Raw genomic sequence first — 24,618 nt, 5'->3', positions numbered from 1 at the left:
TTTTTTGTTTTCACGAAAACCTCGTAGAATGATGATTCGGTCACCGAATAGACGAAAAAAAAGAGCAAATCGTTTTGCATTATTTCTTATGAGCTTTGTATTCACTGTGATATTATTTTTATATTTTTTAAACTCTCGATTGATGCCAACCTATTTAGATTATGCTGAAGTACAAACATATAAAATCGCCTCGCATGTAGTAAGTAAGGCAATCAATGCAAGAACTTCAAGTGTGCTAGATGTGAATGAAATAATTGAGGACTTGCCTACGGAATCAGACTACATGTTGACAACGAAATTTAATACTGAAATTATTAACCAAGTCCGCGCGGAAACGACAGCCCTCGTAAAAGAACATCTAGAAATGGCGGAAAGGGGAGACTTGTCCCAGCTTCCTGAATTAGAAAATGTAGAATATGATGTTTCGGAAATTCAAAGAGGGGACGGCATTGTCTTTTTTGTACCACTTGCTCAAGCGTTAAATCTGCCCCTATTAGGTAACTTAGGACCTAAAGTGCCAATACGTTTTCACATCATTGGAAATGTCTCGAGTGATGTTGCTACATCAATAACAGAATTTGGAATCAATAATGCACTTGTAGAAGTGAACATTCGCTTAAAAGTAAATGTCCAAATCATCGTGCCATTTGCTAGCAAAACTGCTACTGTAGAACAAACGATTCCAGTCGCAATTGGACTGACTAGAAGCCAAGTTCCAAATATTTATACAAACGGTGGAGATGGTGCACAACCTTCTATTGAAGTCCCTGTTCCATATGAATAATAATAGAAAATAATATTATTGAACTTTATCGATATTGTTAGTTGTTGCAAAAGCATTAACATGATATATTGACAAGTAGGTTATACTATTTTTTCTTAATTGATAGGGGCTGATACGAAATGAGCAATAAAGAATTTCTAAGGAAACCCGAATGGTTAAAGATAAAGTTAAATACGAACGAAGAATATCGAGATTTAAAAAAATTAATGCGAGAAAATAACTTGCATACTGTTTGTGAAGAAGCACGTTGTCCAAACATTCATGAATGTTGGGGAGAGCGAAGAACGGCAACGATGATGATTTTGGGGGCTGTTTGTACCCGAGCATGCAGATTCTGTGCGGTTAAAACGGGACTTCCAAATGAGCTGGACTTACAAGAACCAGAACGTGTTGCTGATTCAGTAAAAATTATGAATTTAAAACATGTCGTAATCACAATGGTTGCGCGTGATGATTTAAAAGATGGCGGAGCAAGCATATTAGCTGAAACAATTCGCGCCATTCGACGTAAATCACCGCAAACTTCGATTGAAGTTCTACCTTCTGATTTAGGCGGGGTAGAGGAAAATTTACGCATTGTCATGGATGCAAGACCAGATATTTTGAATCATAATATCGAAACTGTTCGAAGACTTACTCCGAGAGTCCGTGCTAAAGCAACGTATGACCGTTCACTAGAGTTTTTGCGCAGAGCAAAAGAAATGCAACCGGATATTCCGACAAAATCTTCTTTAATGATTGGACTCGGTGAAACATGGGATGAAATTTTAGAAGTAATGGATGATCTCCTTGCTAACAATGTTGATATCATGACAATCGGACAATATTTACAACCAACGAAAAAACACTTACCAGTTAAAAAGTATTATTCACCTCTAGAATTTGGAAAACTTCGAAAAATTGCGATGGAAAAAGGTTTCAAACATTGTGAAGCAGGTCCTTTAGTTCGTAGTAGTTATCATGCGGATGAACAAGTGAATGAAGCAACGAAAACTAGACAACTCCAAGCAGAGATGTAATGAAATAAAAAGTGATCTAGTCGTAAAATTGGAGGGGTTTGGGTGATTGTAGTCGAAGGAATTGGCTATGAGTTAATTGAAAATTATCGTGACGGTTTTCAAGACGAAACATTTATAAATCGATATACGGACGTATTAGCGAAGTATGATTATATCGTCGGAGATTGGGGATATGGTCAACTTCGATTAAAAGGTTTTTTTGATGATCGCAATCAAAAATCTACCTTTGATAATAAAATTAGCACCGTTCAAGATTATTTATTTGAGTATTGTAATTTTGGTTGTGCGTATTTTATTTTAAGAAAAATTGGCCGAGTTCCACAAGAAAAGCTTGTATCAGCTCCGCAGGGGTATTCTCACGACAAAATCAAATAAGAAAATGAAGGCCATCTCCCTTGTTGGAGATGGCTTATTGATTATGACAATAATTCCATCAAATATTCTCTTAAATCTTCAGCCTCTTCTTCTGTTTTATTAAAAACATGTTCTAAATAGCCAGGTTCTTCTAAATCATCTGGTCCGATAATCGCAAATCGGCCAAATTGCATATCTAAAACAAGAACTTTTCCATAAAAACGTGTCGATTGCATAATCGCTAAATCATAGCGAAGTTTTTTTCCAGTAAAGCTGACAAATCTTGTCTTTGTATCTTCTATATCATCATATAAGAAAAATCGTTCCATGGCTGTTTTGGTCTCCTTCCAATACTACAGAATATGTTACTATAGAAGCGGGAAAACTATCAACTTTTTGAATTGGAGGCATTTGTCATGTATTTTGTTGACAGAAATAAAATTACGAGAACTTTATCATATTTAGATGAAATCATCGCCATTTTTGAACAGAAAGAAGATTGGCTAAAAGATGATATAACAAAATTAGCATTGGAACGCATTACACATAATGCAATTGAATCAGTCATCGACGTTGGAAACTTGATGATTGACGGTTTTATTATGAGAGATCCTGGCAGCTATGACGATATTATTGATATTTTGATTGATGAAAAAGTTATCGCAAGTGAAAAAGAAAAGCCATTCAAAGAATTAATCAGTTTACGCAAAAATATCGTCCGTGAATTTACACAAGTAGAAATTGAAAAGGTTTATGAAGTGTTAAAAAATACATTACCAGCGTTAAAAACATTTTCAAAAGAAGTAACGCAATATTTGGAAAATGAATTAGGACCAGTGTCCGCATTTTTACCGGAGGATCGTTGATGAAGCACTATCGAGCGTACTGTTTTGATTTAGATGGCACAGTATATCGTGGAAAAGAAGTTATTCCTACTGCCATCCAATTCATCCATCAATTAGAAGATAAACAGTTAGATTACTTTTTTGTAACAAATAATTCGTCGAAAACTCCTTCCCAAATTAAACAAACACTTCAGCAGTTCGGATTGAACGTTTCTGAAAAACAAATTTACTCAAGTTCATTAGTGACTGCAAAATATGTGAAAAAGCATTTTGGACAAGCTAAAGTATTTGTTATTGGCCAGGATGGAATCCGTTATGCACTTCAACAAGAAGGAATTGACATAGTGGAAGAAAATCCTGATGTAGTTGTAATGGGAATTGATCGAAAAATTGATTATGAAAAATTAACGAAAGCTTGTATTGCTGTTCAAAATGGAGCAACCTTAATTGGAACGAACGAAGATATTAAATTCCCAACAGAAAAAGGGTTCCATCCAGGGAACGGTTCTTTTGTTAAACTCGTTAGTCAAGTTTCTAATGTGGAACCAATGTTTATGGGGAAACCGTCGCCAGTTATGCTAGAAATGATACAGCAAGAATATGGCTATAACAAAAATGAGATGCTAATGATTGGAGATAATTACGATACGGATATTTTATGTGGTATTCGCTTTGGCTGCGATACTGTTCATGTCAATACGGGTGTCGTGAATACGGAGAAAGTTAAAGAAAAAGGGGTACAACCAACTTACTGCATTAATGATTTAAGTGAATTTGAATTATAAGCGTAACAAAAATTTGTCATAATAAATGATAGATATACGTTATAGCTAGTTGTCTTCTGCGGTACTCCTTTATAACTTGCATTTATCACATATAAAATGCGACGAGAGGGGGCATTTGATGTGGCCACCTGACTACCGTAGAGACAGCTTAAAAATATTCATAGTAAATATTTGAGCCTGACCAAAAAGTTTGTACTTTTGGTCAGGCCATTTTTCAATCTGTATCTAAACGAAATGATGACATGATTAAAAAAGAGGGTTGTCTTTAATATATTCATAAATCTTTTTCGTCAATTCTTCAGGAGTATCAGCTTCAACCATGTCTCCATTGACGAGAGCATATAACTTCTCTGAACACATTGTACAATAACTTAAACAACCGTATTCAAGAACATCTATATTTGGATCATTTTCCAATACATCATATGTTTCTTGAGAGCCCATTGCTAAATTCGAAATACAAAATTCTACTAACGGATTCACAAAGGTTCACCTCACTCAAAAAAATCCTACTCTTAAATTTTACATTCGTCAATGAAATAAACTTTATGTGAATCCTTTCACAAAAAACTATTGTGAAATCTCTCACAATGTAATATACTAATGTTTGTGTAAATTTAGTGAACTGCAAGCAATAAAAAAATAGGGGAGTTTTCTATGAAAAAACTTGTATTACTAGGCGGCGGTTATGGCAACATGCGTATTTTGCTTCGATTGCTACCTAACCAAATTCCAGAAGATACGATGATTACATTAATTGATCGCAATCCGTTCCATAGTTTAAAAACAGAGTTTTACGCACTTGCAGCGGGGACAACAACTGACAAAAAAGTACGAGTTGATTTTCCTGAACATCCAAGATTAGAAAAGGTGTACGGAGAAATTACAAAAATTGATCGTAAGGAAAAAACGGTTCATTTACAAGATGGAACGGTTATCCCATATGATGATTTAGTAATCGGTCTAGGCTGTGAAGATGATTATCATGGTGTACCTGGAGCAGAGGAGTATACATTGAGCATTCAAACGATAGCAAACTCTCGCAAAACGTTTGAAATGTTATGCGGCTTACCTCCAGGTTCTATCGTTGCAATCGTAGGAGCAGGATTGAGTGGTATTGAGATTGCTAGTGAATTAAGAGAAAGTCGCTCAGATTTGCAAATTAAATTGTTTGACCGATCTTCTCGTATTTTACGTTCATTCCCTGAAAAACTAAGTATGTATGTAAAAGAGTGGTTTGAAAAAAATAATGTAGAAATCGTTGCAGAATCTAACATTACAAAAGTTGAACCTGGAAAAATCTATAATCATGATGAAATAATTGAAGCTGATGCCATTGTTTGGACAGCTGGTGTACGTCCAGTGAAAATTGTTCGAGAAATGGATGCTGAAAAAGATAATAAAGGTCGACCACTTGTCAACCAATATTTCCATCTCGTTGATGATGAGCATGTTTTCGTTGTAGGAGACTGTGCTTCATCTGATTTGCCAGCCAGTGCACAACTTGCTGAAGAACAAGCTGAACGAATTGTTCGTGTGTTAAAACATCGCTGGAAAGGTGAAGCGTTACCAGAAAAAATGCCAGATATCAAATTAAAAGGATTTATGGGATCTTTAGGGAAGAAACAAGGATTTGTTTATATTGCGGATACAACGGTAACAGGTAGAATTGCACGTTTACTTAAGTCAGGATTGCTTTGGATGTACAAACGTCAAAACGATAACTAAATGAAAAATTCGCAAGTATTTTCCTTGTAATACTTGCGAATTTTTAACGTAAAGAAAACGTATGTTAATATTACTCGCTAGGCTCAAAACCTAATTTTTCTAAAGCTTTAAAAACCGGCTGTATTTGGATATATCCTTCTCCGACAACTTCATTGTTAATAAGTACTAGAGGATAAAAATATTCATCATTATGAATGCGTTCAGCATATTCTTGATCCCGTTTATCTGTTAGCGGTTCGTTGATATCAATGTAGCGAATTGTAAATGGTTGATTCGGATATTTCCGTTTAATCGCTGCTTCTAACCATTCGTAAGTGTTTTTGGATGAAGGTGCATTAACGCAACTTGCACAAAGAACGTCGGCACCAAAAACTTCAATAATTGGTATATTTTTATTCATATTATTACACCTTTCGTTACGATAATAATGGATTTTTTCTCTTGTTCACATTATAATAATTTTAATGAAAGGAGTCGAGGAATATGACAAATACTGAACAATTTGAACAAGTAAAAGAAGTTTTAGATAAATTACGCCCGTTCTTACTACGCGATGGTGGAGACTGCGAATTAATTGATGTGGAAGACGGCGTTGTAAAATTACGTTTACTAGGTGCATGTGGTTCATGCCCAAGCTCTACAATTACATTAAAAGCCGGCATCGAACGCGCATTATTAGAAGAAGTACCTGGCATTGTTGAAGTAGAGCAAGTTTTCTAATTGAAAAACGACTAAACTAATTGAAAACGGTGTACTCTTCTATTTAATATGAATAGTGAGTACACCGTTTTTTTATTCAGTAATTACATTTCCTTGATTTCGCTCTTCGCGAATGATTTGCCATTGTTCCTTAGCCATTTCTATTATTTTAGGTTCTCCACCATGTCGTTGATTTTCTATTACTTTTGAGAAGAATCTCGTTGCATTTGATATGTCCCCGATTCTTCGTGAAAGTTCAGCAATCAAGTACATAACACGGATTCCGCTCATTCCAGTGCTTAAATAGTCTTCTGTTGAGTAAGAATCCATATATAAATCTCTGGCAATTTTTAAAAAACGTATTTCTTGTTCTTTATTTTGAAGAGTACGATATAGCCAGCCAATTCGAAGAGCAAGACCTGCTCTTGCAATGAATTTTTCATTTTTTAAATTACCGCAAACGAGTGCGAGTTTATATGATTGTATTGCTTGGGCTATTGTACGTTCACCGCTAAAGCTGTGTGGAACCCATTTTTTCGTAATTTGCTCTTGAATTTTTTCCCGTGTACCTGGTGCAAAATATTTAGAAAAATCTTCGGTGAAGGAAAAGCCGCAGTGTTGACAAACAAATACATTGTAGTATAAAGGATTGACATTCGAATCAGAATAAATGGGACGAAAATCAGTTTCAGTATTTTCAACTTTTACGAACTTGGAACGAACTTTTAGGGTAGGAAATTTTTTTTCACAAAAAATACAAACTACTTTTTTTACATAAAAAGGGGAGATTTCTGTATGGTTTTCCATAATATACTACCTCCTGAGCAGTAGGTTATAAGACTATTATACTGGCAGATTCAATAAATGAGTTTAACAATAATGTGTATAAAGCAGTTTCATTGTCATATTCATGATTGCACTGTTATTATATTGTTTAAGGAAGGTGATTCGGATGAGTGCAGAAAAAAGAGTTATTGAATTAACAGAAGCAGCTGCATTTCGCGTAAAAGAGATGGCAAAACATAATGAGGAAGAAAGTTCTTATTTACGTTTAGCTGTTCATGGTGGTGGTTGTAGTGGTCTTACTTATGGCATGAATTTTGATCAAAATGTAAATGAAGATGATTATATCGATGAACAGCACGGAATTAAAATTTTAGTATCACAACAAGATGCCCCTATTTTAATGGGGACAAAAATTGATTATAAACAGTCGTTAATGGGCGGTGGATTTACGATCGACAATCCGAATGCCATTGCATCTTGTGGTTGCGGTTCATCTTTCAGAACAGCGAAAGTTACTGGCACACCGGAAGAATGTTAAAACGATTTATATTAATTGGGCTGTCTAGAAGAGAAATTTCTGGCGGCCTATTTTTATGAATTTTTTTAAGTGAACTAGGTGCTACTACCAAATAAGGAGATAGCTGAAAGTTTTATAGATATATTCAAATAGCTATAAGCGTTGTAAAATAGTGGTAAGTTTAAACAAAGGGTGAGTATATATGAAAAAAGAACGAGGAAAAGTATGGTTAGGTGCAGGAGCTGTTGTTGTCAATTCAGATGGAAAATGGCTCGTTGTAAAAAAGAGATATAGTGGATTAAAAGGAGTATGGTCAATTCCAGCAGGATTTGTGCAACTAGGTGAAACTGCTGATGAAGCAGCACTCCGGGAAGTAAAAGAAGAGACTGGGATTGATTGTATCGTAACCGGCATGGTTGGATTTAGAACGGGGGTTATAAGAGGAGAAGTAAGTGATAATATGGCCATTTTTGCTTGTAAACCAATTAATGAAGAGCAACCGATTTGCATTCAAGAACGCGAACTAATTGATGCGAAATGGCTTTCTGTAGAGGAATTATTAACTGGCGGGGAAGCTTCCATCATGCTACAAAACATGGCAAGTGATACTTTAATTCAGTATCAACTATCAAAAAATGAGGGGATTAATCCAGGAGATTGGTTTCAATATACATCCTATCGTGTGTTTTTTAACAAGTAATCTTCGAAGCTTTATTGAATAAAACAAAGAATAGGATAATAGTATAGTAAAAAAGAGATTGATTTTTTTGAAAAAATATAAAATAATAATAAAAGAATCAATTTCATAAATCATAGTTTTTCTGAAGTATAGAGTACCCCTATACTAAAAACTTTGTTTTTTTTAAATTATGCAACTTGGTTTTGTTGCTGTAATAAAGCATTGATTCGATCAACTGCTAGTTTGCAGGTATTATAAATTAACGTCACCAGATTGAAATGCATTTTTGCTTTCTTTCCTGTACGATGACGGACATTGTTTAATTGAAAGTATTCCTTTAAATAAGCGTTAACGCGTTCGACTGCTGTACGTTCTTGATAAAGCTGTTTCCATCGTTCTGTCCCACGTGCTGGATAGGTAAATTTACGGATATCTATATCACATTTGATTTTGAAAACTTTTTGGCAAAGGGTGTCTTCTCGTAATGGGCAAGTTGCACATTCCTTTGGACGTGTGAATTTTAATGTATTGTACTTAGCGTCAAAGCTGTCATATTGGTAACGATGTTCACGCACACAGGTTGGACGAAAATGTTCATCGAATCCTATATATTCTCCTTCTCGACGAACGTTGTAAGGAATCACGACTCGCATGGACTGTGATACGGCTTGACGGTAAATAGGTTCAACATCATAACCAGCATCAAATATAGCTATTGTAAAATGACCGTTTCCTAAGTGATGAAGTTTTTTCAATAATGGAATCGCAGCTTTACAATCACTTAAATTACCTGAGGACATCAAACGAGTGATGATATATTGACTTTTCGTCGAAACAGCTAAATGTGCTTTATAACCAAACCAGAATGTATTTTTTCCTTTACTATTCTTTTTCACACCCCATTTTGGCTCAATCGGTACATCCTTCCAAAGGGTTTCTAATGGGATATCCAGCTGTTCTTTCAGTTCTTTTTCATAGGTTGATTGATTTCCTTTTTTCTCTACTTGTTCGGCTAACCAAACAGCTCGTTCAGCTTTAGTTTTACGACCACGTTTTTTAGGAGTTTTAGGTGCTTTCTTTTCTGATGGTGTGAAAGCATCACGAGCTTCAAAGTGACTCGCATCGATGGCGACATGTTCATCATTTAGAAAGCCTTCCAACATCGCTGTTTTGATGAGTGTATCGTTCATTTTATCTAGCACATCTGATTCACTAATGACTTGAATCATGCGTGAATAAGAGCTTTCAGATGGTACGACATCAGACACAAGGAATCCACAGTCGAAACGAAATAAAGGATCATGAACCAAACGTTTGACTAAATCCTTGATAGTTGGAATACGTTCGACAATACGTATAATCAGCGATTGAATCATTGCACCATAATTCAATTCACGTGGTGCACCTTTCAATGTCTTTTTAGAAAACAATTGAAATATAGGCTGAATGTCGATAGCACTAAAAATGGCTTCATAACGATGGGAACTTTCCATTTCTAATAATTGATGGATGTCAAAAAGAGAAATTTGTTTTACAATAGTCATAGGGTACTCACCTCTTTCGTATGGTTTGTTTGGTTACCTACCATTATAACGAAATTTGGGGAGGTACCCATTTTTTATTGTCTTGAATCCCTTGAAAATCAAGGGGTGAGAATTATGAAATTAACTCAAATAATAATAAAAAAATATTTTTTGTAAAAGTCGTAATTTTTATACTATTACAAAAGAAATTTCATATTGTTTATTACATTTTCAATAATTTCTAAAAGGAGGATTGGACAAGGGGGTTATTTTAAAATAGAAATCGATTCTGTTAGTAGTTATTCGAAGAAATGAATACTATGGGATGGGGGAATTTTATGAATGGTCTTTCTATTGTAATTGGTGCCATCTGTATACTCGTGATTGGATACCGATTATATGGTTATTTTTTTACAAAAAAAGTTTTGTTAATTAATGAAAAAACACCAACACCTGCCCATGAATTAAACGATGGGCAAGACTATGTGCCGACGAACAAATGGGTAGCATTCGGACATCACTTCGCCGCAATCGCTGCAGCTGGGCCGCTTGTTGGACCTGTACTTGCTGCACAATTTGGATATTTACCAGGTTTACTATGGTTGTTAATTGGTGCGGTGATTGGTGGAGCAGTACATGATGCCGTTGTATTATTTGCATCCATGCGCAAAAAAGGGAAATCCCTTTCTGAAGTGATGAAAGAGGAGCTTGGGCCGGTTGCAGGATTCTGTACAGGTCTTGCTATGTTATTCATCATTACGATAACAATGGCTGGTCTTTCCATGGTAGTGCTTGGTGCATTAGAAAGAAATCCGTGGGGAACTTTTGCAGTAGGAATTACAATCCCAATTGCTATGCTTGTAGGGATTGCCTATAAAAAGACTGGTAATTTAATTGTAACATCTACGATTGGATTTATTTTATTAATGATCGGCGTATTTGCTGGACCGTATATTCAAGGAACAGTGCTTGGTGATTGGTTGACGTTAGATCGCCAAACTTTAGCGTTGATCTTACCGATTTATGCATTTTTTGCTGCGGCATTGCCGGTATGGTTTTTGCTTGCACCTAGGGATTATTTATCAAGCTTTATGAAAATTGGGGTATTTATAGCTTTAATTATTGGGGTATTTTTCGTTAACCCTGTAATTCATTTCCCAGCAGTAACAGAATTTATTCATGGTGGAGGGCCAATCATTGCAGGTCCTGTATGGCCATTTGTTTCAATTACCATTGCTTGTGGTGCCATTTCCGGTTTCCATGCATTCATTGGATCTGGAACAACGCCTAAGATGTTAGATAAATGGGAAGATATTCGCGTTGTAGGATTTGGAGCTATGCTAGTCGAAAGTTTAGTAGGGGTAATGGCGCTTGTTGCAGCTACTTCTTTGCATCCTGCTGATTATTTCGCAATCAATGCAGCTCCAGCAGTATTTGCCACATTAGGAATGGAAGTTGTCAACTTACCTCAATTATCACAAGCGATAGGTATTGATTTAGAGGGAAGAACGGGCGGTGCCGTATCCCTTGCAGTAGGGATGACACAAATTTTTACTGGAGTGCCATGGTTCACAGAAATGAGCGGTTACTTCTACCAATTTGTCATCATGTTTGAAGCGGTGTTCATCTTAACTGCAATCGACGCAGGTACTCGTGTAGCCCGCTACTTAATTCAAGATTTCTTAGGAGATGTCATCAAACCGTTAAAACGGACAGATTGGTTGCCTGGTACAATCATTGCTAGTGCTTTAGCGTGTTTCATGTGGGGGTATTTACTGTACACAGGTGAAATTGGACCAATTTGGGCGTTATTCGGTGTATCTAACCAGCTAATGGCTTCCATTGGATTAGTTATTGGTGCAACGGTTGTATTAAAAATTGCTACAAAACGGATTTATGTTTTAACTTGTATTATTCCATTAGTATATTTATATATATCAGTAAATGTTGCAGGAATTTGGATGATCAAAAACGTGTACTGGAATCCAGCAGCATCTGGTTATTCTGTATTAAATGGCATATTATCCGTCATAATGTTGATTTTAGGTGTTGTTGTTGTGATTACGGCTATTAAATCATGGATTAATCTATGGAATAGTCCAAGATTTGTAAATGGTAAAGCGGTAGGAGAAGCGGTATAACATAAATTTAAGTCTAGCATTCTATAGTTGGAATGCTAGACTTTTAATTTTAATAATGATTTGTTTTTCCATTTGAAAGGACAACTTAATTAGGTTAAACTAGGTAAAGGAAAATGGAGGTTATACATACATGGGTGGTTCTGTATCAATTGTTCAATTAGTGATCTCGATTGTACTATTTTTTGTTATGTTTTTTGGAATCGGTTTCTTATTAAATATGCTTCTTCGTATGACATGGTTAATGACGATCTTATATCCGATTGTCGTTATTTTTATTATTGATGAAGTGAGTTTTTTAGATTATATATTCAAACCTACTGTCGCATGGCCTGCTTTGTGGGATAAAGTTTTATCTCTTCAAGTGGTGGATATCGCCATTTTGTCTGGTGGATTTGTAGGTACAATTGTTGCGGGTATTGTTATGATTATATTAAGAAAGAACGGTTATCGAATGTTTTAAAAAAGGATATATCCAAAAGTGAAAGACGCTTTTGGATATATCCTTTTTATATGATGAAAGAATAAAATATGAAGGAAATTAGAATACCAGTTATGGCACCAGATAATACTTCATTCGGCTTATGACCTAACAATGTTTTTAATTCTTCGTGTTTTTCATGTTCATGTTTATCAGTCCAATGTTTCATATCCCTAAAGAATATGGTTAACTCTTGGCGTATCTTGTTTAACATAGCTGCATGTTGACCTGCCTGATATCGTACGCCGCTAGCATCATACATTACGATTCCAGCAAACAATGCAGCAATGGCAAATACAGGTGAGTCAAAACCGGTCTCGTATCCGATTGCAGTAGCAAGACTTGTCACTGCAGCTGAATGAGAACTAGGCATGCCGCCTGTAGACGTTAAAAGAGACCAGTTAATTTCTTTTGTAAACAAAAAATGTATGGGTACTTTAATAAATTGTGCAAAAAAAATTGAGAATATCGCTAGAAGTAATGGTGCGTTTTGAAATATTGCCAAACCGTAAAAACCCTTCCTTTCACGTCTTTCCATAAGTATAGCATAACTAATATACAACAATTAACGTTTTAAAGTAAAAAAATTTCTTAATTATTTAATTTTTTTGTTAGCGAAATTGTTTAGGATATGAGACAAATAAAAGGAACTTCAAAGCAATTTTGGCTTCATGATACTAGTCCACTTCTTAATAAAAATTGGGTTATACTTATAGTGGATAGATATATTGAAGCTCGTATACGATGAATTCTATTTGGAGGTTAAAGATGATTATTCAAAAAGAGAGAAAATCCTTTGAACAAATATCAACTGAATTGTTAATTGTGGGAGTTCAAAAAAACTGCGACCATATTAAAGGATGGAAAGAATTCGTATCATTTTACGGAGAACATGTTGAAAAATGGATTCGTACGGGAGATATCGAAACGGGGCGCAAAAAATTAACAAAGATTCCTTATTTGGGAGCTAATGAACATTTACAACGAATATTATTTGTAGGATTAGGTGATACGAAAACATTAACGCGTAATGAATTGCGAGACACATTTGGATTAGTGGGCAAAAAACTTCGGGAGATGAAAGCGAATCGATTTACGATTTGGTTAGAATCTTTTACAGCAGATCCTATTCAAGAAAAAGATATTGCGTTTTTATTTGCTGAAGGGAGTGGCATGGGATTTTATCAAGTTCCCCATTATAAAACAACTTCTAATGAACCGGAAGTTTATTTGGATGAAGTTCAATTCGTTACGAATGCAGATATTGATGAAATTGTTGAAAGCTACAAACTCGGAAAGATTTACGCAGATGCAGTGAATGAAGCAAGAACGTTGGTGAATTTGCCACCGAATATATTGAAAGCAACTGATTTAGCGGAATATGCTGTGAATTTGGCAAACAACTATGGCTTTGAAGTAGAAATATTAAATAAGGAACAACTCGAAGAATTAGGAATGGGAGGCATTTTAGCGGTAAATAGAGGCTCAACGAATGAACCGAGAGTTATTACATTAAAATATAAGGGAACAGAAGAATGGAAAGACGTAATTGGATTAGTTGGAAAAGGAGTAACTTATGATACAGGAGGCTACTCCATCAAATCGAAAACTGGAATGGTAGGCATGAAAGGAGATATGGGGGGAGCTGCATCGGTACTTGGAGCCATGAAAATTATTGGAGAAATGAAGCCAAAAAAGAATGTTGTCGCAGTTATTGGCGCAACTGACAACATGATTTCAGGAGATGCCTTTAAACCTGATGATGTCATCACGACTTACAGTGGAAAAACGGTGGAAATTAAAAACGCCGATGCAGAGGGCCGCCTCGTTTTAGCCGATGCAGTCACTTATGCAACACAACAAGGAGCCGATTATTTAATTGATGTGGCTACGTTAACAGGCGGGGTCATCACAGCTTTAGGATATGATAAAACGGGCGCATTATCGAATAACGAAGCGTTTTTCGATGCTTTTATTGAAGCAAGTGTGAAAACTGGAGAATTTGTTTGGGGCATGCCGCTTACTGAAAGGGATAAAAAACGCATCCGTGATTCACAAATTGCAGATTTAAATAACTCTCCTGGAAGCGATGGACATATGATTTTTGCAGGTGGATTTGTTGGAGAATTTGTAGAAAATACACCTTGGATTCATTTAGATATTGCCGGGACATCTGATACTACAAAACCCCATGAGTTGGGGCCAAAAGGTGCAACAGGTGTGATGGTTAGAACACTTGCGACATTTATCAAAGATTTTACATTTCATATATGATAAATGTTCACATTAGGCAATTCACATAGCTTCGCCTCTTTTTCTTACATATGTTATCAAAGAAAAGGAGGTTTACTATGACTGGTTATCGCCATTATCAACGTCCTGGATACCATCATCGTGATGGATTTAGTAACTTTGGCTATCCGTTTATTGGTGGATTTTTAGGTGGTTTATTAGGAAATGTCTTTTATCCACAGCAATTTTATTATCCACCTAACTATCCATATTATCCTTACTATCCATACTACCCTCCGTTTTACCCGCCATTCCGCCGTTATTAAAAAAGGAGTGCGTTCAATCGCACTCCTTTTTGTGTGTGCGCCTGGCATGGATGTAATCTATAGGGTGCAAGTCCCGAGCCGTGAAGGCAGAAGTAACGGTTAGCTTAACGCAAGGGTGTCTGTGGTGACGCGGAATCTGAAGGAAGCGAGCGGCAAACTTCCGGTCTGAGGAACACGAACTTCATACAAGGCTAGGTATCATTGGATGAGTTTGCACAACAAAACAAAGTCCTTTCTGCCGAAGGTGATACAGAGTAAATGAAGCAGATAGATGGAAGGAAAGATTACATTCTTACCCAGGGAGGTCTGATGGATACGTGAAGTACACTTCATAACCTACTTAGTGATAAGTAGCTGAACCATCAGAAGTCAGCAGAGGTCATAGTATTAGTTGGTCTAGAACAACTGAGAAGGACCGAACAATTAAGAGAGAATAGCCCTTGGCATTCAGTGAGTCATGATGAACACAGAAAACGTAGTACCTCACTTGAGGAAGGAAGCGGTGAATCCCGTGGGGGACCTCTTGGAGGGTGGAGTGACCACTGGCATAAAGAGAACAGCTATTCACGGAAGGAGAATAACGATGCTTTTGAATCAAATCCTGTCACGGGAGAACATGCTTCAAGCACTAAAACGTGTAGAACAGAATAAAGGAAGCCACGGAGTAGATATGATGCCCGTACAAAATCTACGACAGCACATAGTTGAAAATTGGCTATCGATTAAAGAAGCAATTCTCAAGGGAACTTATGAACCGATGCCAGTCCGCAGAGTCGAAATCCCGAAACCTGATGGCGGTGTTCGTTTACTAGGAATCCCTACCGTAACAGACCGTTTGATTCAACAAGCAATCGCCCAAGTACTTTCAAAAGTGTACGACCCTACATTCTCTGAAAACAGCTACGGATTTCGACCAAACCGAAGTGCTCATGATGCGGCGAGGAAAGCGAAAGAATATATAAGAGATGGATATCGATGGGTTGTAGATATGGACTTGGAGAAATTCTTTGATAAGGTCAACCATGACAGATTAATGGGTACACTCGCGAAGAGAATCCAAGATAAACCATTACTGAAATTGATTCGTAAGTATTTACAATCGGGCGTCATGATTAATGGTGTGGTGTCAAGCACATTAGAAGGAACTCCACAAGGAGGACCATTAAGTCCGCTACTATCTAACATTGTACTAGATGAACTAGATAAAGAATTGGAAAGAAGAGGACACAAATTCGTTCGATATGCGGATGACTGTAACATTTACGTGAAAAGTAAACGAGCAGGACTTCGCACAATGGCAAGTATCCAGCGATTTATTGAAGGAAAACTACGACTGAAAGTAAATGAAAAGAAATCAGCGGTCGACCGTCCATGGAAACGTAAGTTTCTAGGATTTAGCTTTACCTATCATAAAGAGCCAAAGGTTCGTATCGCAAAAGAAAGCCTTAAACGAATGAAGAATAAAGTTCGTGAAATCACATCACGCAAGATGCCCTACCCGATGGAATACCGCATTCAGAAACTGAATCAATATCTAATGGGATGGTGTGGATATTTTGCGTTAGCAGACACCAAATCTATATTCCCTGAATTAGATAAATGGATTCGTAGAAGACTTCGAATGTGTCTATGGAAGAACTGGAAGAAACCGAAAACAAAGATACGCAACCTTATTCAACTTGGCGTACCACAATGGCAAGCGTATGAATGGGGAAATACTCGGAAGAGTTATTGGCGTATTTCAAAAAGTCCAATATTACACAGAACCCTTGGTAACTCCTATTGGAGAAACCAAGGGCTGAAAAGTCTTGAAGCTCGTTATGAAAACTTGCGTCAATTATCTTAATTGAACCGCCGTATACGGAACCGTACGTACGGTGGTGTGAGAGGACGGGAGCTAATCACTCCCTCCTACTCGATGTGCGCCTGGCATGGATGTAATCTATAGGGTGCAAGTCCCGAGCCGTGAAGGCAGAAGTAACGGTTAGCTTAACGCAAGGGTGTCTGTGGTGACGCGGAATCTGAAGGAAGCGAGCGGCAAACTTCCGGTCTGAGGAACACGAACTTCATACAAGGCTAGGTATCATTGGATGAGTTTGCACAACAAAACAAAGTCCTTTCTGCCGAAGGTGATACAGAGTAAATGAAGCAGATAGATGGAAGGAAAGATTACATTCTTACCCAGGGAGGTCTGATGGATACGTGAAGTACACTTCATAACCTACTTAGTGATAAGTAGCTGAACCATCAGAAGTCAGCAGAGGTCATAGTATTAGTTGGTCTAGAACAACTGAGAAGGACCGAACAATTAAGAGAGAATAGCCCTTGGCATTCAGTGAGTCATGATGAACACAGAAAACGTAGTACCTCACTTGAGGGAGGAAGCGGTGAATCCCGTGGGGGACCTCTTGGAGGGTGGAGTGACCACTGGCATAAAGAGAACAGCTATTCACGGAAGGAGAATAACGATGCTTTTGAATCAAATCCTGTCACGGGAGAACATGCTTCAAGCACTAAAACGTGTAGAACAGAATAAAGGAAGCCACGGAGTAGATATGATGCCCGTACAAAATCTACGACAGCACATAGTTGAAAACTGGCTATCGATTAAAGAAGCAATTCTCAAGGGAACTTATGAACCGATGCCAGTCCGCAGAGTCGAAATCCCGAAACCTGATGGCGGTGTTCGTTTACTAGGAATCCCTACCGTAACAGACCGTTTGATTCAACAAGCAATCGCCCAAGTACTTTCAAAAGTGTATGACCCTACATTCTCTGAAAACAGCTACGGATTTCGACCAAACCGAAGTGCTCATGATGCGATGAGAAAAGCGAAAGAATATATAAGAGATGGATATCGATGGGTTGTAGATATGGACTTGGAGAAATTCTTTGATAAGGTCAACCATGACAGATTAATGGGTACACTCGCGAAGAGAATCCAAGATAAACCATTACTGAAATTGATTCGTAAGTATTTACAATCGGGCGTCATGATTAATGGTGTGGTGTCAAGCACATTAGAAGGAACTCCACAAGGAGGACCATTAAGTCCGCTACTATCTAACATTGTACTAGATGAACTAGATAAAGAATTGGAAAGAAGAGGACACAAATTCGTTCGATATGCGGATGACTGTAACATTTACGTGAAAAGTAAACGAGCAGGACTTCGCACAATGGCAAGTATCCAGCGATTTATTGAAGGAAAACTACGACTGAAAGTAAATGAAAAGAAATCAGCGGTCGACCGTCCATGGAAACGTAAGTTTCTAGGATTTAGCTTTACCTATCATAAAGAGCCAAAGGTTCGTATCGCAAAAGAAAGCCTTAAACGAATGAAGAATAAAGTTCGTGAAATCACATCACGCAAGATGCCCTACCCGATGGAATACCGCATTCAGAAACTGAATCAATATCTAATGGGATGGTGTGGATATTTTGCGTTAGCAGACACCAAATCTATATTCCCTGAATTAGATAAATGGATTCGTAGAAGACTTCGAATGTGTCTATGGAAGAACTGGAAGAAACCGAAAACAAAGATACGCAACCTTATTCAACTTGGCGTACCACAATGGCAAGCGTATGAATGGGGAAATACTCGGAAGAGTTATTGGCGTATTTCAAAAAGTCCAATATTACACAGAACCCTTGGTAACTCCTATTGGAGAAACCAAGGGCTGAAAAGTCTTGAAGCTCGTTATGAAAACTTGCGTCAATTATCTTAATTGAACCGCCGTATACGGAACCGTACGTACGGTGGTGTGAGAGGACGGGAGCTAATCACTCCCTCCTACTCGATGCGCCCGGCATGTACATGAACTATAGGGTGTAAGTCCCGAACTGTGAAGGCAGAAGTAACAGTTAGCTTAACGCAAGGATGTCCGTGGTGACGCGGAATCTGAAGGAAGCTGGAGGCAAAACACCGGTCCGAGGAACACGAATCTCATATAAGGCTAGGTATGATTGAGTGAGTTTGCAAAACAAAACAAAGCTCTTTCTGTCGAAGGTCATATCGAGTAAATGAGGCGGATAGATGGTGTGAAAGTGCATGTACTTACCCGGGGAGGTCTGGCGGATATGTGAAGTACACTTCATAACCTACTTAGTGATAAGTAGCTGAACCGTCAGAAGTCAGCAGAGGTCATAGTATTAGTTGGTCTAGAACAACTGAGAAGGACCGAACAATTAAGAGAGAATAGCCCTTGGCATTCAGTGAGTCATGATAAACACAGAAAACGTAGTACCTCACTTGAGGAAGGAAGCGGTGACCTCTTGGAGGGTGGAGTGACCACTGGCATAAAGAGAACAGCTATTCACGGAAGTTATATAAAGACTTGCGTCAATCATCTTAATTGAACCGCCGTATACGGAACCGTACGTACGGTGGTGTGAGAGGACGGGAGTTAATCGCTCCCTCCTACTCGATTTTTCTTCTCTTGATAGATTGAAATTTTTTGTTATGATATGGTAGGAAAATACAATAAACGAGGCAAAGTACAATGAAAAATCCATACTTATATGGTTATTTACCATTATTTTCAATTATTCTGTATAGCCTAACTTTTGGAATTTTTACAGTAAGTAAGTCTATTCAACTTTTTCAATCTATTGGAATCTATAATGGCATGCGAGAATTTCTAACAGATGTAGAAATTCGGATGCTATTATTGTTTGTATTCTTCCTTTGCTTTTTCATGCTGTTTTCAGCTTTAAAATTGATTGGAGAAACGATTCACGAAATAGGGATGTTGTTTTTTTCAAAGGATTCAGAAGGTGGTGCTGTTAAAGCAGCACGCGGAGGATATGTACTTTTCTTTATCGGAAGTCTTATTAGCGCCTTTGCTATCCAATCCTTTACTGCACTAATAATCATTTTTGCATTATCACTATTTTGTTTTTTCGTCTATTCAATCTATAAAATGAGCCAATATATGTCTTTATCTGGGATGATTGGATTAATCGCCTTTGAAATACTCTTTTGGTCTTTTTTTATAACAGTCGTCATTTTTGTTTGTATGAAACTTTACAACGGGATTTTGGCGAGCTTGCCTTTTGCTAAATAAGGGATAGACACTCTTATTCTAATCTGATTTAAGCGAAAGGAAAGTTCCTGCCGTGTTCGCTTCGTCGCAATTTATCTGCGATGAAAGCAATATTAAAGTAAAGCTTTCCCGCGGGAATGGACATGAATAAGAGAGGAAAGCCCATGCCCGCGGAAAGCTTCCAGCTGAAGCGAAAATCTATGATAGAAAAATATCATCCAAATAGTCATTTTATTGGTTAATAATACGGTTAAATATGTTGAAATGAATTCGATCGTCTTCTAATTGAAGCATAGATGTTGGTTGATCATAGCCAATCCAAACGGCTGCGGTATATTCATTGGATAATCCAGCGATCCAAAAATCTCGATATTCGTTCGTAGTGCCTGTTTTTACCCCAATATAGGATGAATTTGCATGAATCCCTCTTCCTGTTCCACTTCGCACTACTTCGTTTAATAATGAACGCATGTATTGTACAGTTTGTTTAGACCATATTTGTTTCCGTTCCGATGGCCACTGATACAATATGTTTCCTTGTTGATCGGTAACTTTTCGAATTGCATGGGATTTAACGTAACTTCCATCGATAAAGCTTGTATATGCATCGGCCAATTCTAATGTAGTTACACCGTATGTTAGTCCACCTAATGCAGCTGCGTAGTTTTTATCTTGTTCTACAATCGATTTAAAATTGAATTGTTGTAAATATTGAAAGGCTGTCTCTATACCAACTTTTGAAAACAGACGAACAGCTGACGTATTCAAGCTATGTTTAAAGGCAGTTGAAATCGTTACATCGCCATAGATTGCTCCGCCGTAGTTTTGTGGGCAAAACGCCCCAATGCAATATTTTCCTCCATTCACGATGGAGGAAGGTGAATAATTTGTTCTTTCAAATAGCGGTGCATATACAATTAACGGTTTAAAGGATGAACCTGGCTGTCTCGGAGCCTGATAAGCTCTATGAAAATCGAATTTATTGTAGTTTTTTCCAGCATACATACTCACGATTTCCCGCGTTTCATTTTCAATGACAACCGCGCTAGATTGCAAATTTTGAATGGTTAAAAGAGAATTGATTGATACATCATCTTTTGATTGTTTTTCAGGATCTAATGCTGTATGTATGATGATGCCAGAATAAAGAAGTTCATTGATTTTGTTATCTAATTCTTTTTGAAGCAGCAATTTTTCCTCTGGTGAAGCTTGTTGCAGCGCTTCGTTGTATCCCTCAGTTTCTGCAATTAATTGATTCAGTTCATGTAATACATACGTGCTGTAAGCAGGGAAGTTTTGCGTTTTTTCTTTTATGTTCAACTGTATGGGTTCTTCTTTATATTGTTTTGCTTCATCAAGGGAGATGACATTTTCTTTTGCTAGAAGATCAATTAAACGTTCTTGACGTGCTTTCGTATTGTCAAAATGCTTTAACGGATCATAAATAGAAGGGTTATTTGGTATAGCTGCAATAAAGGCGATTTCCGCAACGGATAAATGTTGTATTGTTTTTTGAAAATAATAGGTTGCAGCTGAATTAATACCATACACTTGATGACCAAAGTACATTTCATTCAAATACATTTCAAAAATGGTGTCTTTATCATATAGTTTTTCAAGTTCATAAGCATACAACACTTCCATAAGTTTACGTTCATAGGTTTTTTCTTCGGATAAATAAAGCATTCGAACAAGCTGTTGGGAAATTGTACTGCCCCCTTGTTGAATAGAATTTTGTTCCGCATTGGTTATGACAGCCCTCATGATGGCACTTATGTCAAAACCGATATGTTGATAAAAATCTCGATCTTCACTCAAAATAAAAATTTGTTTAACGATTTCGGGTATTTCTTCTATGGGGATAGGATTTCTCCATTCCACGTAATCTTCGTTAAATAAATTTCCGTTTCGATCTAACATTTTAACAGGAAGCTGTTTTTTTATTTCTGGGAGTTTGATTTGTTCCTGAATTTGTTCTTTATGAATTTGTGCTTTGGCTGCTTCTTCCCAAACTTTATCTCCAACAACAAAAAGAAGAGGGAAGAAACAAAGAATCATAAGATACCCTACCAATTGCCTCACATTCATTCCTCCTCGATTGCCTACAAGAAAGAATACCATATTTTTCATTTGAACAGTTCACTTTTCATATCATTACAACATGTTTTCAAAGAATTTTCCGAAAAAGATGAATGAAAGAAAGGGGAGTATAACACTTAAAATAAGTAGAAATACAAGTGAAATAACTTCATTAGCGGAAAAAATTCATGTTTTATGGTAAACTGGAACGAGGAAAATAAGAAATGTAGTCATCACTATGATTTTATTTATAAAGGAGAAGAAGAAATGTACCCACAATTAACGAAAGAATTAAACCCTGGAGAAATCTTAGTTGAAATGAAAACGACAATGGGATCAATGAAAATAAAGTTGTTCCCAGAACATGCACCTAAAGCGGTTGAAAACTTTTTAGGTCATGCAAAGTCAGGTTATTATGAGGGCATTATTTTCCACCGTGTCATTGCTGATTTTATGATTCAAGGTGGAGATCCAACTGGTACAGGTATGGGAGGGGAATCCATTTGGGGAGAACCTTTCGAAGATGAATTCCATCCTGAATTGTTTAATTTACGTGGAGCGTTATCCATGGCGAATGCTGGTCCAAATACGAATGGTTCTCAATTCTTTATTGTACAAATGCCGCAAGTACCAATTGATATGATTGCACAAATGGAACAAGCAGGTTTTCCAAAAGAAATCATTGAGGAGTATGCTCGTATAGGAGGAACACCTTGGCTAGACTATAAGCATACTGTATTTGGTCATGTTGTTGAGGGTATGGAAGTTGTAGATAAAATTGCCAATGTAGAAACAGATTTCCGAGATAAGCCGTTAGAAGAGATTAAAATTGAATCAATTACAGTGCTTGAATAAGACGACAGAAAGAAGTGATGATTGTGCACCAGCTATTATTATATGGCGATTTTTTATATTTTCCGGAAGACAAAAAGGCATATATTCCAGCTGCAGTTGAATTGGTATTGTTATTTATACTTTGTTTTGCTGTCTTTTTCCTTGTAAAGAAAATATCAAAAATACAAGAAATGAAGACAAAAGAGCTGGAAAAGCGAATGTTGCGTGAGCGGGAACAAAATAAAGAAACAATAATAAAAGAGTAGGGTTTGCTACATGAAAAGGGGCTGTCCAGAAAGTCGAACACTTTCTGAACAGCCTTACTTCTTATAGTAATATTCTCTTAAAAACTGGCTCTATAATATTTGGTGTTGGTGAGTATAAACCAGCACCAATTTTTTTGAACAAAAAAAATGAGACAGTGACAAAACTCTGGTAAAATGTAATCGCCAAAACACATTTTCCAAAGGAGTTGTGTCACATGTCTCACCATCATTCTATACGAAACCTACTCAATATAAAAGACAAAAATATCACATTTGATGAAAATTTTTGTTCTACCGAAACAATCAAAAAAGTAAAAGCGAAAGTCTTTCATGGGACGTTAACGTATCAACCAAAAGCTTGTTATGCTTGTGGACATGTCTTCGATGATCAAATCATTAAACACGGTTTTAAAACGTCTCTCATTAAAATGCCTAGCATTTCAGGTTTTCATACCTACTTAAAATTGCGTAAACAGCGTTATTTCTGTAAACATTGTCATTCCACGTTTACTTTAAAAACGAGCGTCGTGGCTAAAAACTGTTGTATTTCCAACAATACCAAAGTATCGATTGCTTTAAACGCCAAAGATAAAATATCCGAAAAAGATATTGCGATGAAACATAATGTTTCTCATGCCACTGTCAGTCGTGTCATTGACAGCTTTTATAGCTACTATCAACCAAATGTTCACTACCTTCCAAAGCATTTGTGTTTTGATGAGTTTAAATCAGTGAAATCCGCAGCTGGAGCGATGTCCTTTATTTTCTGCGACTCTGAAACGGGGGAGATTGTGGATATCGTGGAGGACCGGAGATTATCTGTCCTCAAAGAGTATTTCTTACGGTATTCCAAGAAGGCGAGAGATGCGGTAAAAACGATTGTCATCGATATGTATAGCCCTTATATTTCCTTAATCCAAGAAGTTTTCCCTAAAGCGGAAATCGTACTCGACAAATTCCATATCCTCCAACTATTTAGCAGAGCTTTAAACAAAACGCGCATCAACGTCATGAATCGGGATAAAAAGAATTACAATAAATTGAAAAAATACTGGAAGCTCCTTCTGAAAGATCAAACAAAACTTGATTATAAGAACTATAAATATCATCGTTGCTTTAAAAAGCATATGTGTGAGGTGGAGATTCTCCACTATCTCATTGATTTAGATTCTGAATTAAAAGCGTCCTATGAGTTATACCAATACGTTCGACATTACATCAAAACCAAAGACTTTGAGCTCCTAAAGAAAACATTAGAGAATAAACAAAATATCGTTTCCAGCTATATGAAAACCGCCATCAAGACAATCAACAAATACATCAATTATGTCGAGAATACGCTAAAGTACGATTATAATAACGGCATTTTAGAGGGGATTAATAACAAAATCAAAGTGATTAAACGCATTTCTTTCGGTTATCGATCCTTCTATCACTTTAGAAACCGAATATTCATTACCCAAAACTTAGCGAAAATAAAAACAGCTTAGGGGAA

The 24,618-nt window shown here is 36.9% G+C and carries 27 protein-coding genes; 20 read left to right on the top strand and 7 right to left on the bottom strand.

The window, feature by feature from the left end; translation table 11 throughout:
- The first annotated feature begins 28 nt into the window (after positions 1-28).
- The 3 genes from yunB (at position 29) to NST98_RS07120 (ending at position 2,178) form a co-directional block, all read left to right on the top strand.
- A complete protein-coding gene (yunB, locus tag NST98_RS07130; RefSeq protein ID WP_340715693.1) occupies positions 29-784 on the top strand; it encodes a sporulation protein YunB in 756 nt (251 codons plus the stop codon).
- Positions 785-903: 119 nt separating this feature from the next.
- Positions 904-1,803, top strand: a complete 900-nt coding sequence (lipA, locus tag NST98_RS07125; protein ID WP_340432294.1) for a lipoyl synthase — start codon at positions 904-906, stop codon at positions 1,801-1,803.
- A gap of 42 nt (positions 1,804-1,845) precedes the next feature.
- Positions 1,846-2,178, top strand: a complete 333-nt coding sequence (locus NST98_RS07120; RefSeq protein WP_340432296.1) for a YutD family protein — start codon at positions 1,846-1,848, stop codon at positions 2,176-2,178.
- 41 nt (positions 2,179-2,219) lie between these two features.
- Here NST98_RS07120 and NST98_RS07115 read toward each other — a convergent pair whose 3' ends face one another.
- Positions 2,220-2,486: a DUF3055 domain-containing protein gene (locus NST98_RS07115; RefSeq protein ID WP_016839289.1), complete on the bottom strand. Its 267-nt coding sequence runs from the start codon at positions 2,484-2,486 to the stop codon at positions 2,220-2,222.
- Between the two features lie 87 nt (positions 2,487-2,573).
- On the opposite strand from NST98_RS07115, the gene NST98_RS07110 reads away from it, so the two are divergent.
- A complete protein-coding gene (locus NST98_RS07110; RefSeq protein ID WP_016839290.1) occupies positions 2,574-3,023 on the top strand; it encodes a DUF86 domain-containing protein in 450 nt (149 codons plus the stop codon).
- Positions 3,023-3,787 (top strand): TIGR01457 family HAD-type hydrolase, encoded by a 765-nt coding sequence (locus NST98_RS07105; RefSeq protein WP_016839291.1) that lies wholly within the window; start codon positions 3,023-3,025, stop codon positions 3,785-3,787. The genes NST98_RS07110 and NST98_RS07105 overlap by 1 nt, the downstream gene beginning before the upstream one ends.
- A gap of 246 nt (positions 3,788-4,033) precedes the next feature.
- On the opposite strand, the gene NST98_RS07100 is transcribed toward NST98_RS07105, so the two are convergent.
- Complete coding sequence (locus NST98_RS07100; RefSeq protein WP_016839292.1) at positions 4,034-4,270, bottom strand: YuzB family protein; 237 nt, start codon at positions 4,268-4,270, stop codon at positions 4,034-4,036.
- 174 nt (positions 4,271-4,444) lie between these two features.
- Between NST98_RS07100 and NST98_RS07095 the strand changes: the two genes are divergently transcribed.
- Positions 4,445-5,515 carry an NAD(P)/FAD-dependent oxidoreductase gene (locus NST98_RS07095; RefSeq protein WP_340714772.1) on the top strand — a complete coding sequence of 357 codons (1,071 nt, stop codon included), beginning with the start codon at positions 4,445-4,447 and terminating at the stop codon, positions 5,513-5,515.
- A gap of 70 nt (positions 5,516-5,585) precedes the next feature.
- Here the strand turns inward: NST98_RS07095 and NST98_RS07090 are convergent, their stop codons facing one another.
- Complete coding sequence (locus NST98_RS07090) at positions 5,586-5,915, bottom strand: YuzD family protein (RefSeq protein ID WP_340714771.1); 330 nt, start codon at positions 5,913-5,915, stop codon at positions 5,586-5,588.
- An 83-nt stretch (positions 5,916-5,998) separates the two neighbouring features.
- On the opposite strand from NST98_RS07090, the gene NST98_RS07085 reads away from it, so the two are divergent.
- Positions 5,999-6,235, top strand: a complete 237-nt coding sequence (locus tag NST98_RS07085) for a NifU family protein (RefSeq protein ID WP_016839295.1) — start codon at positions 5,999-6,001, stop codon at positions 6,233-6,235.
- Between the two features lie 72 nt (positions 6,236-6,307).
- On the opposite strand, the gene NST98_RS07080 is transcribed toward NST98_RS07085, so the two are convergent.
- Positions 6,308-7,021 (bottom strand): DUF2225 domain-containing protein, encoded by a 714-nt coding sequence (locus tag NST98_RS07080; RefSeq protein ID WP_340714770.1) that lies wholly within the window; start codon positions 7,019-7,021, stop codon positions 6,308-6,310.
- A gap of 145 nt (positions 7,022-7,166) precedes the next feature.
- Between NST98_RS07080 and NST98_RS07075 the strand changes: the two genes are divergently transcribed.
- Positions 7,167-7,538 carry a HesB/IscA family protein gene (locus tag NST98_RS07075; RefSeq protein ID WP_016839297.1) on the top strand — a complete coding sequence of 124 codons (372 nt, stop codon included), beginning with the start codon at positions 7,167-7,169 and terminating at the stop codon, positions 7,536-7,538.
- 181 nt (positions 7,539-7,719) lie between these two features.
- Complete coding sequence (locus tag NST98_RS07070) at positions 7,720-8,217, top strand: NUDIX domain-containing protein (protein ID WP_340714769.1); 498 nt, start codon at positions 7,720-7,722, stop codon at positions 8,215-8,217.
- Between the two features lie 167 nt (positions 8,218-8,384).
- Here the strand turns inward: NST98_RS07070 and NST98_RS07065 are convergent, their stop codons facing one another.
- Entirely contained in the window at positions 8,385-9,740 is a 1,356-nt protein-coding gene (locus NST98_RS07065) for a transposase (protein ID WP_340714611.1), read from the bottom strand.
- 317 nt (positions 9,741-10,057) lie between these two features.
- On the opposite strand from NST98_RS07065, the gene NST98_RS07060 reads away from it, so the two are divergent.
- Entirely contained in the window at positions 10,058-11,860 is a 1,803-nt protein-coding gene (locus NST98_RS07060; protein WP_340714768.1) for a carbon starvation CstA family protein, read from the top strand.
- Between the two features lie 130 nt (positions 11,861-11,990).
- A complete protein-coding gene (locus tag NST98_RS07055) occupies positions 11,991-12,320 on the top strand; it encodes a YuiB family protein (RefSeq protein WP_016839300.1) in 330 nt (109 codons plus the stop codon).
- Between the two features lie 46 nt (positions 12,321-12,366).
- Here NST98_RS07055 and NST98_RS07050 read toward each other — a convergent pair whose 3' ends face one another.
- A complete protein-coding gene (locus NST98_RS07050) occupies positions 12,367-12,843 on the bottom strand; it encodes a divergent PAP2 family protein (protein WP_016839301.1) in 477 nt (158 codons plus the stop codon).
- A 263-nt stretch (positions 12,844-13,106) separates the two neighbouring features.
- On the opposite strand from NST98_RS07050, the gene NST98_RS07045 reads away from it, so the two are divergent.
- The 6 genes from NST98_RS07045 to NST98_RS07020 all read left to right on the top strand — a co-directional run bounded on the left by NST98_RS07045 (position 13,107) and on the right by NST98_RS07020 (position 19,965).
- Positions 13,107-14,612: a leucyl aminopeptidase gene (locus tag NST98_RS07045; protein WP_340714767.1), complete on the top strand. Its 1,506-nt coding sequence runs from the start codon at positions 13,107-13,109 to the stop codon at positions 14,610-14,612.
- Positions 14,613-14,689: 77 nt separating this feature from the next.
- Positions 14,690-14,896, top strand: a complete 207-nt coding sequence (locus NST98_RS07040) for a hypothetical protein (protein ID WP_016839303.1) — start codon at positions 14,690-14,692, stop codon at positions 14,894-14,896.
- Positions 14,897-15,479: 583 nt separating this feature from the next.
- A complete protein-coding gene (ltrA, locus tag NST98_RS07035; protein ID WP_340715687.1) occupies positions 15,480-16,742 on the top strand; it encodes a group II intron reverse transcriptase/maturase in 1,263 nt (420 codons plus the stop codon).
- A 622-nt stretch (positions 16,743-17,364) separates the two neighbouring features.
- Complete coding sequence (gene ltrA, locus NST98_RS07030; protein WP_340714478.1) at positions 17,365-18,627, top strand: group II intron reverse transcriptase/maturase; 1,263 nt, start codon at positions 17,365-17,367, stop codon at positions 18,625-18,627.
- Between the two features lie 487 nt (positions 18,628-19,114).
- A complete protein-coding gene (locus NST98_RS07025; protein WP_340714766.1) occupies positions 19,115-19,258 on the top strand; it encodes a hypothetical protein in 144 nt (47 codons plus the stop codon).
- Between the two features lie 143 nt (positions 19,259-19,401).
- A complete protein-coding gene (locus NST98_RS07020) occupies positions 19,402-19,965 on the top strand; it encodes a DUF5366 family protein (protein WP_340714765.1) in 564 nt (187 codons plus the stop codon).
- Positions 19,966-20,175: 210 nt separating this feature from the next.
- Here the strand turns inward: NST98_RS07020 and NST98_RS07015 are convergent, their stop codons facing one another.
- On the bottom strand, positions 20,176-22,032 hold the full coding sequence (locus tag NST98_RS07015; protein WP_340714764.1) for a transglycosylase domain-containing protein: 1,857 nt from the start codon (positions 22,030-22,032) through the stop codon (positions 20,176-20,178).
- A 258-nt stretch (positions 22,033-22,290) separates the two neighbouring features.
- Here NST98_RS07015 and NST98_RS07010 point away from each other — a divergent pair, with 258 nt between their 5' ends.
- The 3 genes from NST98_RS07010 (at position 22,291) to NST98_RS07000 (ending at position 24,613) form a co-directional block, all read left to right on the top strand.
- A complete protein-coding gene (locus NST98_RS07010) occupies positions 22,291-22,878 on the top strand; it encodes a peptidylprolyl isomerase (RefSeq protein WP_340715692.1) in 588 nt (195 codons plus the stop codon).
- Between the two features lie 17 nt (positions 22,879-22,895).
- A complete protein-coding gene (locus NST98_RS07005; protein ID WP_340715691.1) occupies positions 22,896-23,123 on the top strand; it encodes a hypothetical protein in 228 nt (75 codons plus the stop codon).
- Between the two features lie 215 nt (positions 23,124-23,338).
- Positions 23,339-24,613 carry an ISL3 family transposase gene (locus NST98_RS07000; protein WP_340714763.1) on the top strand — a complete coding sequence of 425 codons (1,275 nt, stop codon included), beginning with the start codon at positions 23,339-23,341 and terminating at the stop codon, positions 24,611-24,613.
- Positions 24,614-24,618: the final 5 nt, after the last annotated feature.

This window comes from Ureibacillus sp. FSL W8-0352, assembly GCF_038004345.1.
Lineage (GTDB): Bacteria > Bacillota > Bacilli > Bacillales_A > Planococcaceae > Ureibacillus > Ureibacillus thermosphaericus.
The sequence above is the reverse complement of the archived record's forward strand: the minus strand, read 5'-3'. Positions and strand labels throughout refer to the sequence as shown.

Bases quoted from the DNA above. Each gene is read 5' to 3' on its own strand.
- yunB (WP_340715693.1), top strand. From the start codon at position 29: ATGATGATTCGGTCACCGAATAGACGAAAAAAAAGAGCAAATCGTTTT.
- lipA (WP_340432294.1), top strand. From the start codon at position 904: ATGAGCAATAAAGAATTTCTAAGGAAACCCGAATGGTTAAAGATAAAG.
- NST98_RS07115 (WP_016839289.1), bottom strand. From the start codon at position 2,486: ATGGAACGATTTTTCTTATATGATGATATAGAAGATACAAAGACAAGA.
- NST98_RS07110 (WP_016839290.1), top strand. From the start codon at position 2,574: ATGTATTTTGTTGACAGAAATAAAATTACGAGAACTTTATCATATTTA.
- NST98_RS07105 (WP_016839291.1), top strand. From the start codon at position 3,023: ATGAAGCACTATCGAGCGTACTGTTTTGATTTAGATGGCACAGTATAT.
- NST98_RS07095 (WP_340714772.1), top strand. From the start codon at position 4,445: ATGAAAAAACTTGTATTACTAGGCGGCGGTTATGGCAACATGCGTATT.
- NST98_RS07090 (WP_340714771.1), bottom strand. From the start codon at position 5,915: ATGAATAAAAATATACCAATTATTGAAGTTTTTGGTGCCGACGTTCTT.
- NST98_RS07085 (WP_016839295.1), top strand. From the start codon at position 5,999: ATGACAAATACTGAACAATTTGAACAAGTAAAAGAAGTTTTAGATAAA.
- NST98_RS07080 (WP_340714770.1), bottom strand. From the start codon at position 7,021: ATGGAAAACCATACAGAAATCTCCCCTTTTTATGTAAAAAAAGTAGTT.
- NST98_RS07075 (WP_016839297.1), top strand. From the start codon at position 7,167: ATGAGTGCAGAAAAAAGAGTTATTGAATTAACAGAAGCAGCTGCATTT.
- NST98_RS07070 (WP_340714769.1), top strand. From the start codon at position 7,720: ATGAAAAAAGAACGAGGAAAAGTATGGTTAGGTGCAGGAGCTGTTGTT.
- NST98_RS07065 (WP_340714611.1), bottom strand. From the start codon at position 9,740: ATGACTATTGTAAAACAAATTTCTCTTTTTGACATCCATCAATTATTA.
- NST98_RS07060 (WP_340714768.1), top strand. From the start codon at position 10,058: ATGAATGGTCTTTCTATTGTAATTGGTGCCATCTGTATACTCGTGATT.
- NST98_RS07055 (WP_016839300.1), top strand. From the start codon at position 11,991: ATGGGTGGTTCTGTATCAATTGTTCAATTAGTGATCTCGATTGTACTA.
- NST98_RS07045 (WP_340714767.1), top strand. From the start codon at position 13,107: ATGATTATTCAAAAAGAGAGAAAATCCTTTGAACAAATATCAACTGAA.
- NST98_RS07040 (WP_016839303.1), top strand. From the start codon at position 14,690: ATGACTGGTTATCGCCATTATCAACGTCCTGGATACCATCATCGTGAT.
- ltrA (WP_340715687.1), top strand. From the start codon at position 15,480: ATGCTTTTGAATCAAATCCTGTCACGGGAGAACATGCTTCAAGCACTA.
- ltrA (WP_340714478.1), top strand. From the start codon at position 17,365: ATGCTTTTGAATCAAATCCTGTCACGGGAGAACATGCTTCAAGCACTA.
- NST98_RS07020 (WP_340714765.1), top strand. From the start codon at position 19,402: ATGAAAAATCCATACTTATATGGTTATTTACCATTATTTTCAATTATT.
- NST98_RS07015 (WP_340714764.1), bottom strand. From the start codon at position 22,032: ATGAATGTGAGGCAATTGGTAGGGTATCTTATGATTCTTTGTTTCTTC.
- NST98_RS07010 (WP_340715692.1), top strand. From the start codon at position 22,291: ATGTACCCACAATTAACGAAAGAATTAAACCCTGGAGAAATCTTAGTT.
- NST98_RS07005 (WP_340715691.1), top strand. From the start codon at position 22,896: ATGATTGTGCACCAGCTATTATTATATGGCGATTTTTTATATTTTCCG.
- NST98_RS07000 (WP_340714763.1), top strand. From the start codon at position 23,339: ATGTCTCACCATCATTCTATACGAAACCTACTCAATATAAAAGACAAA.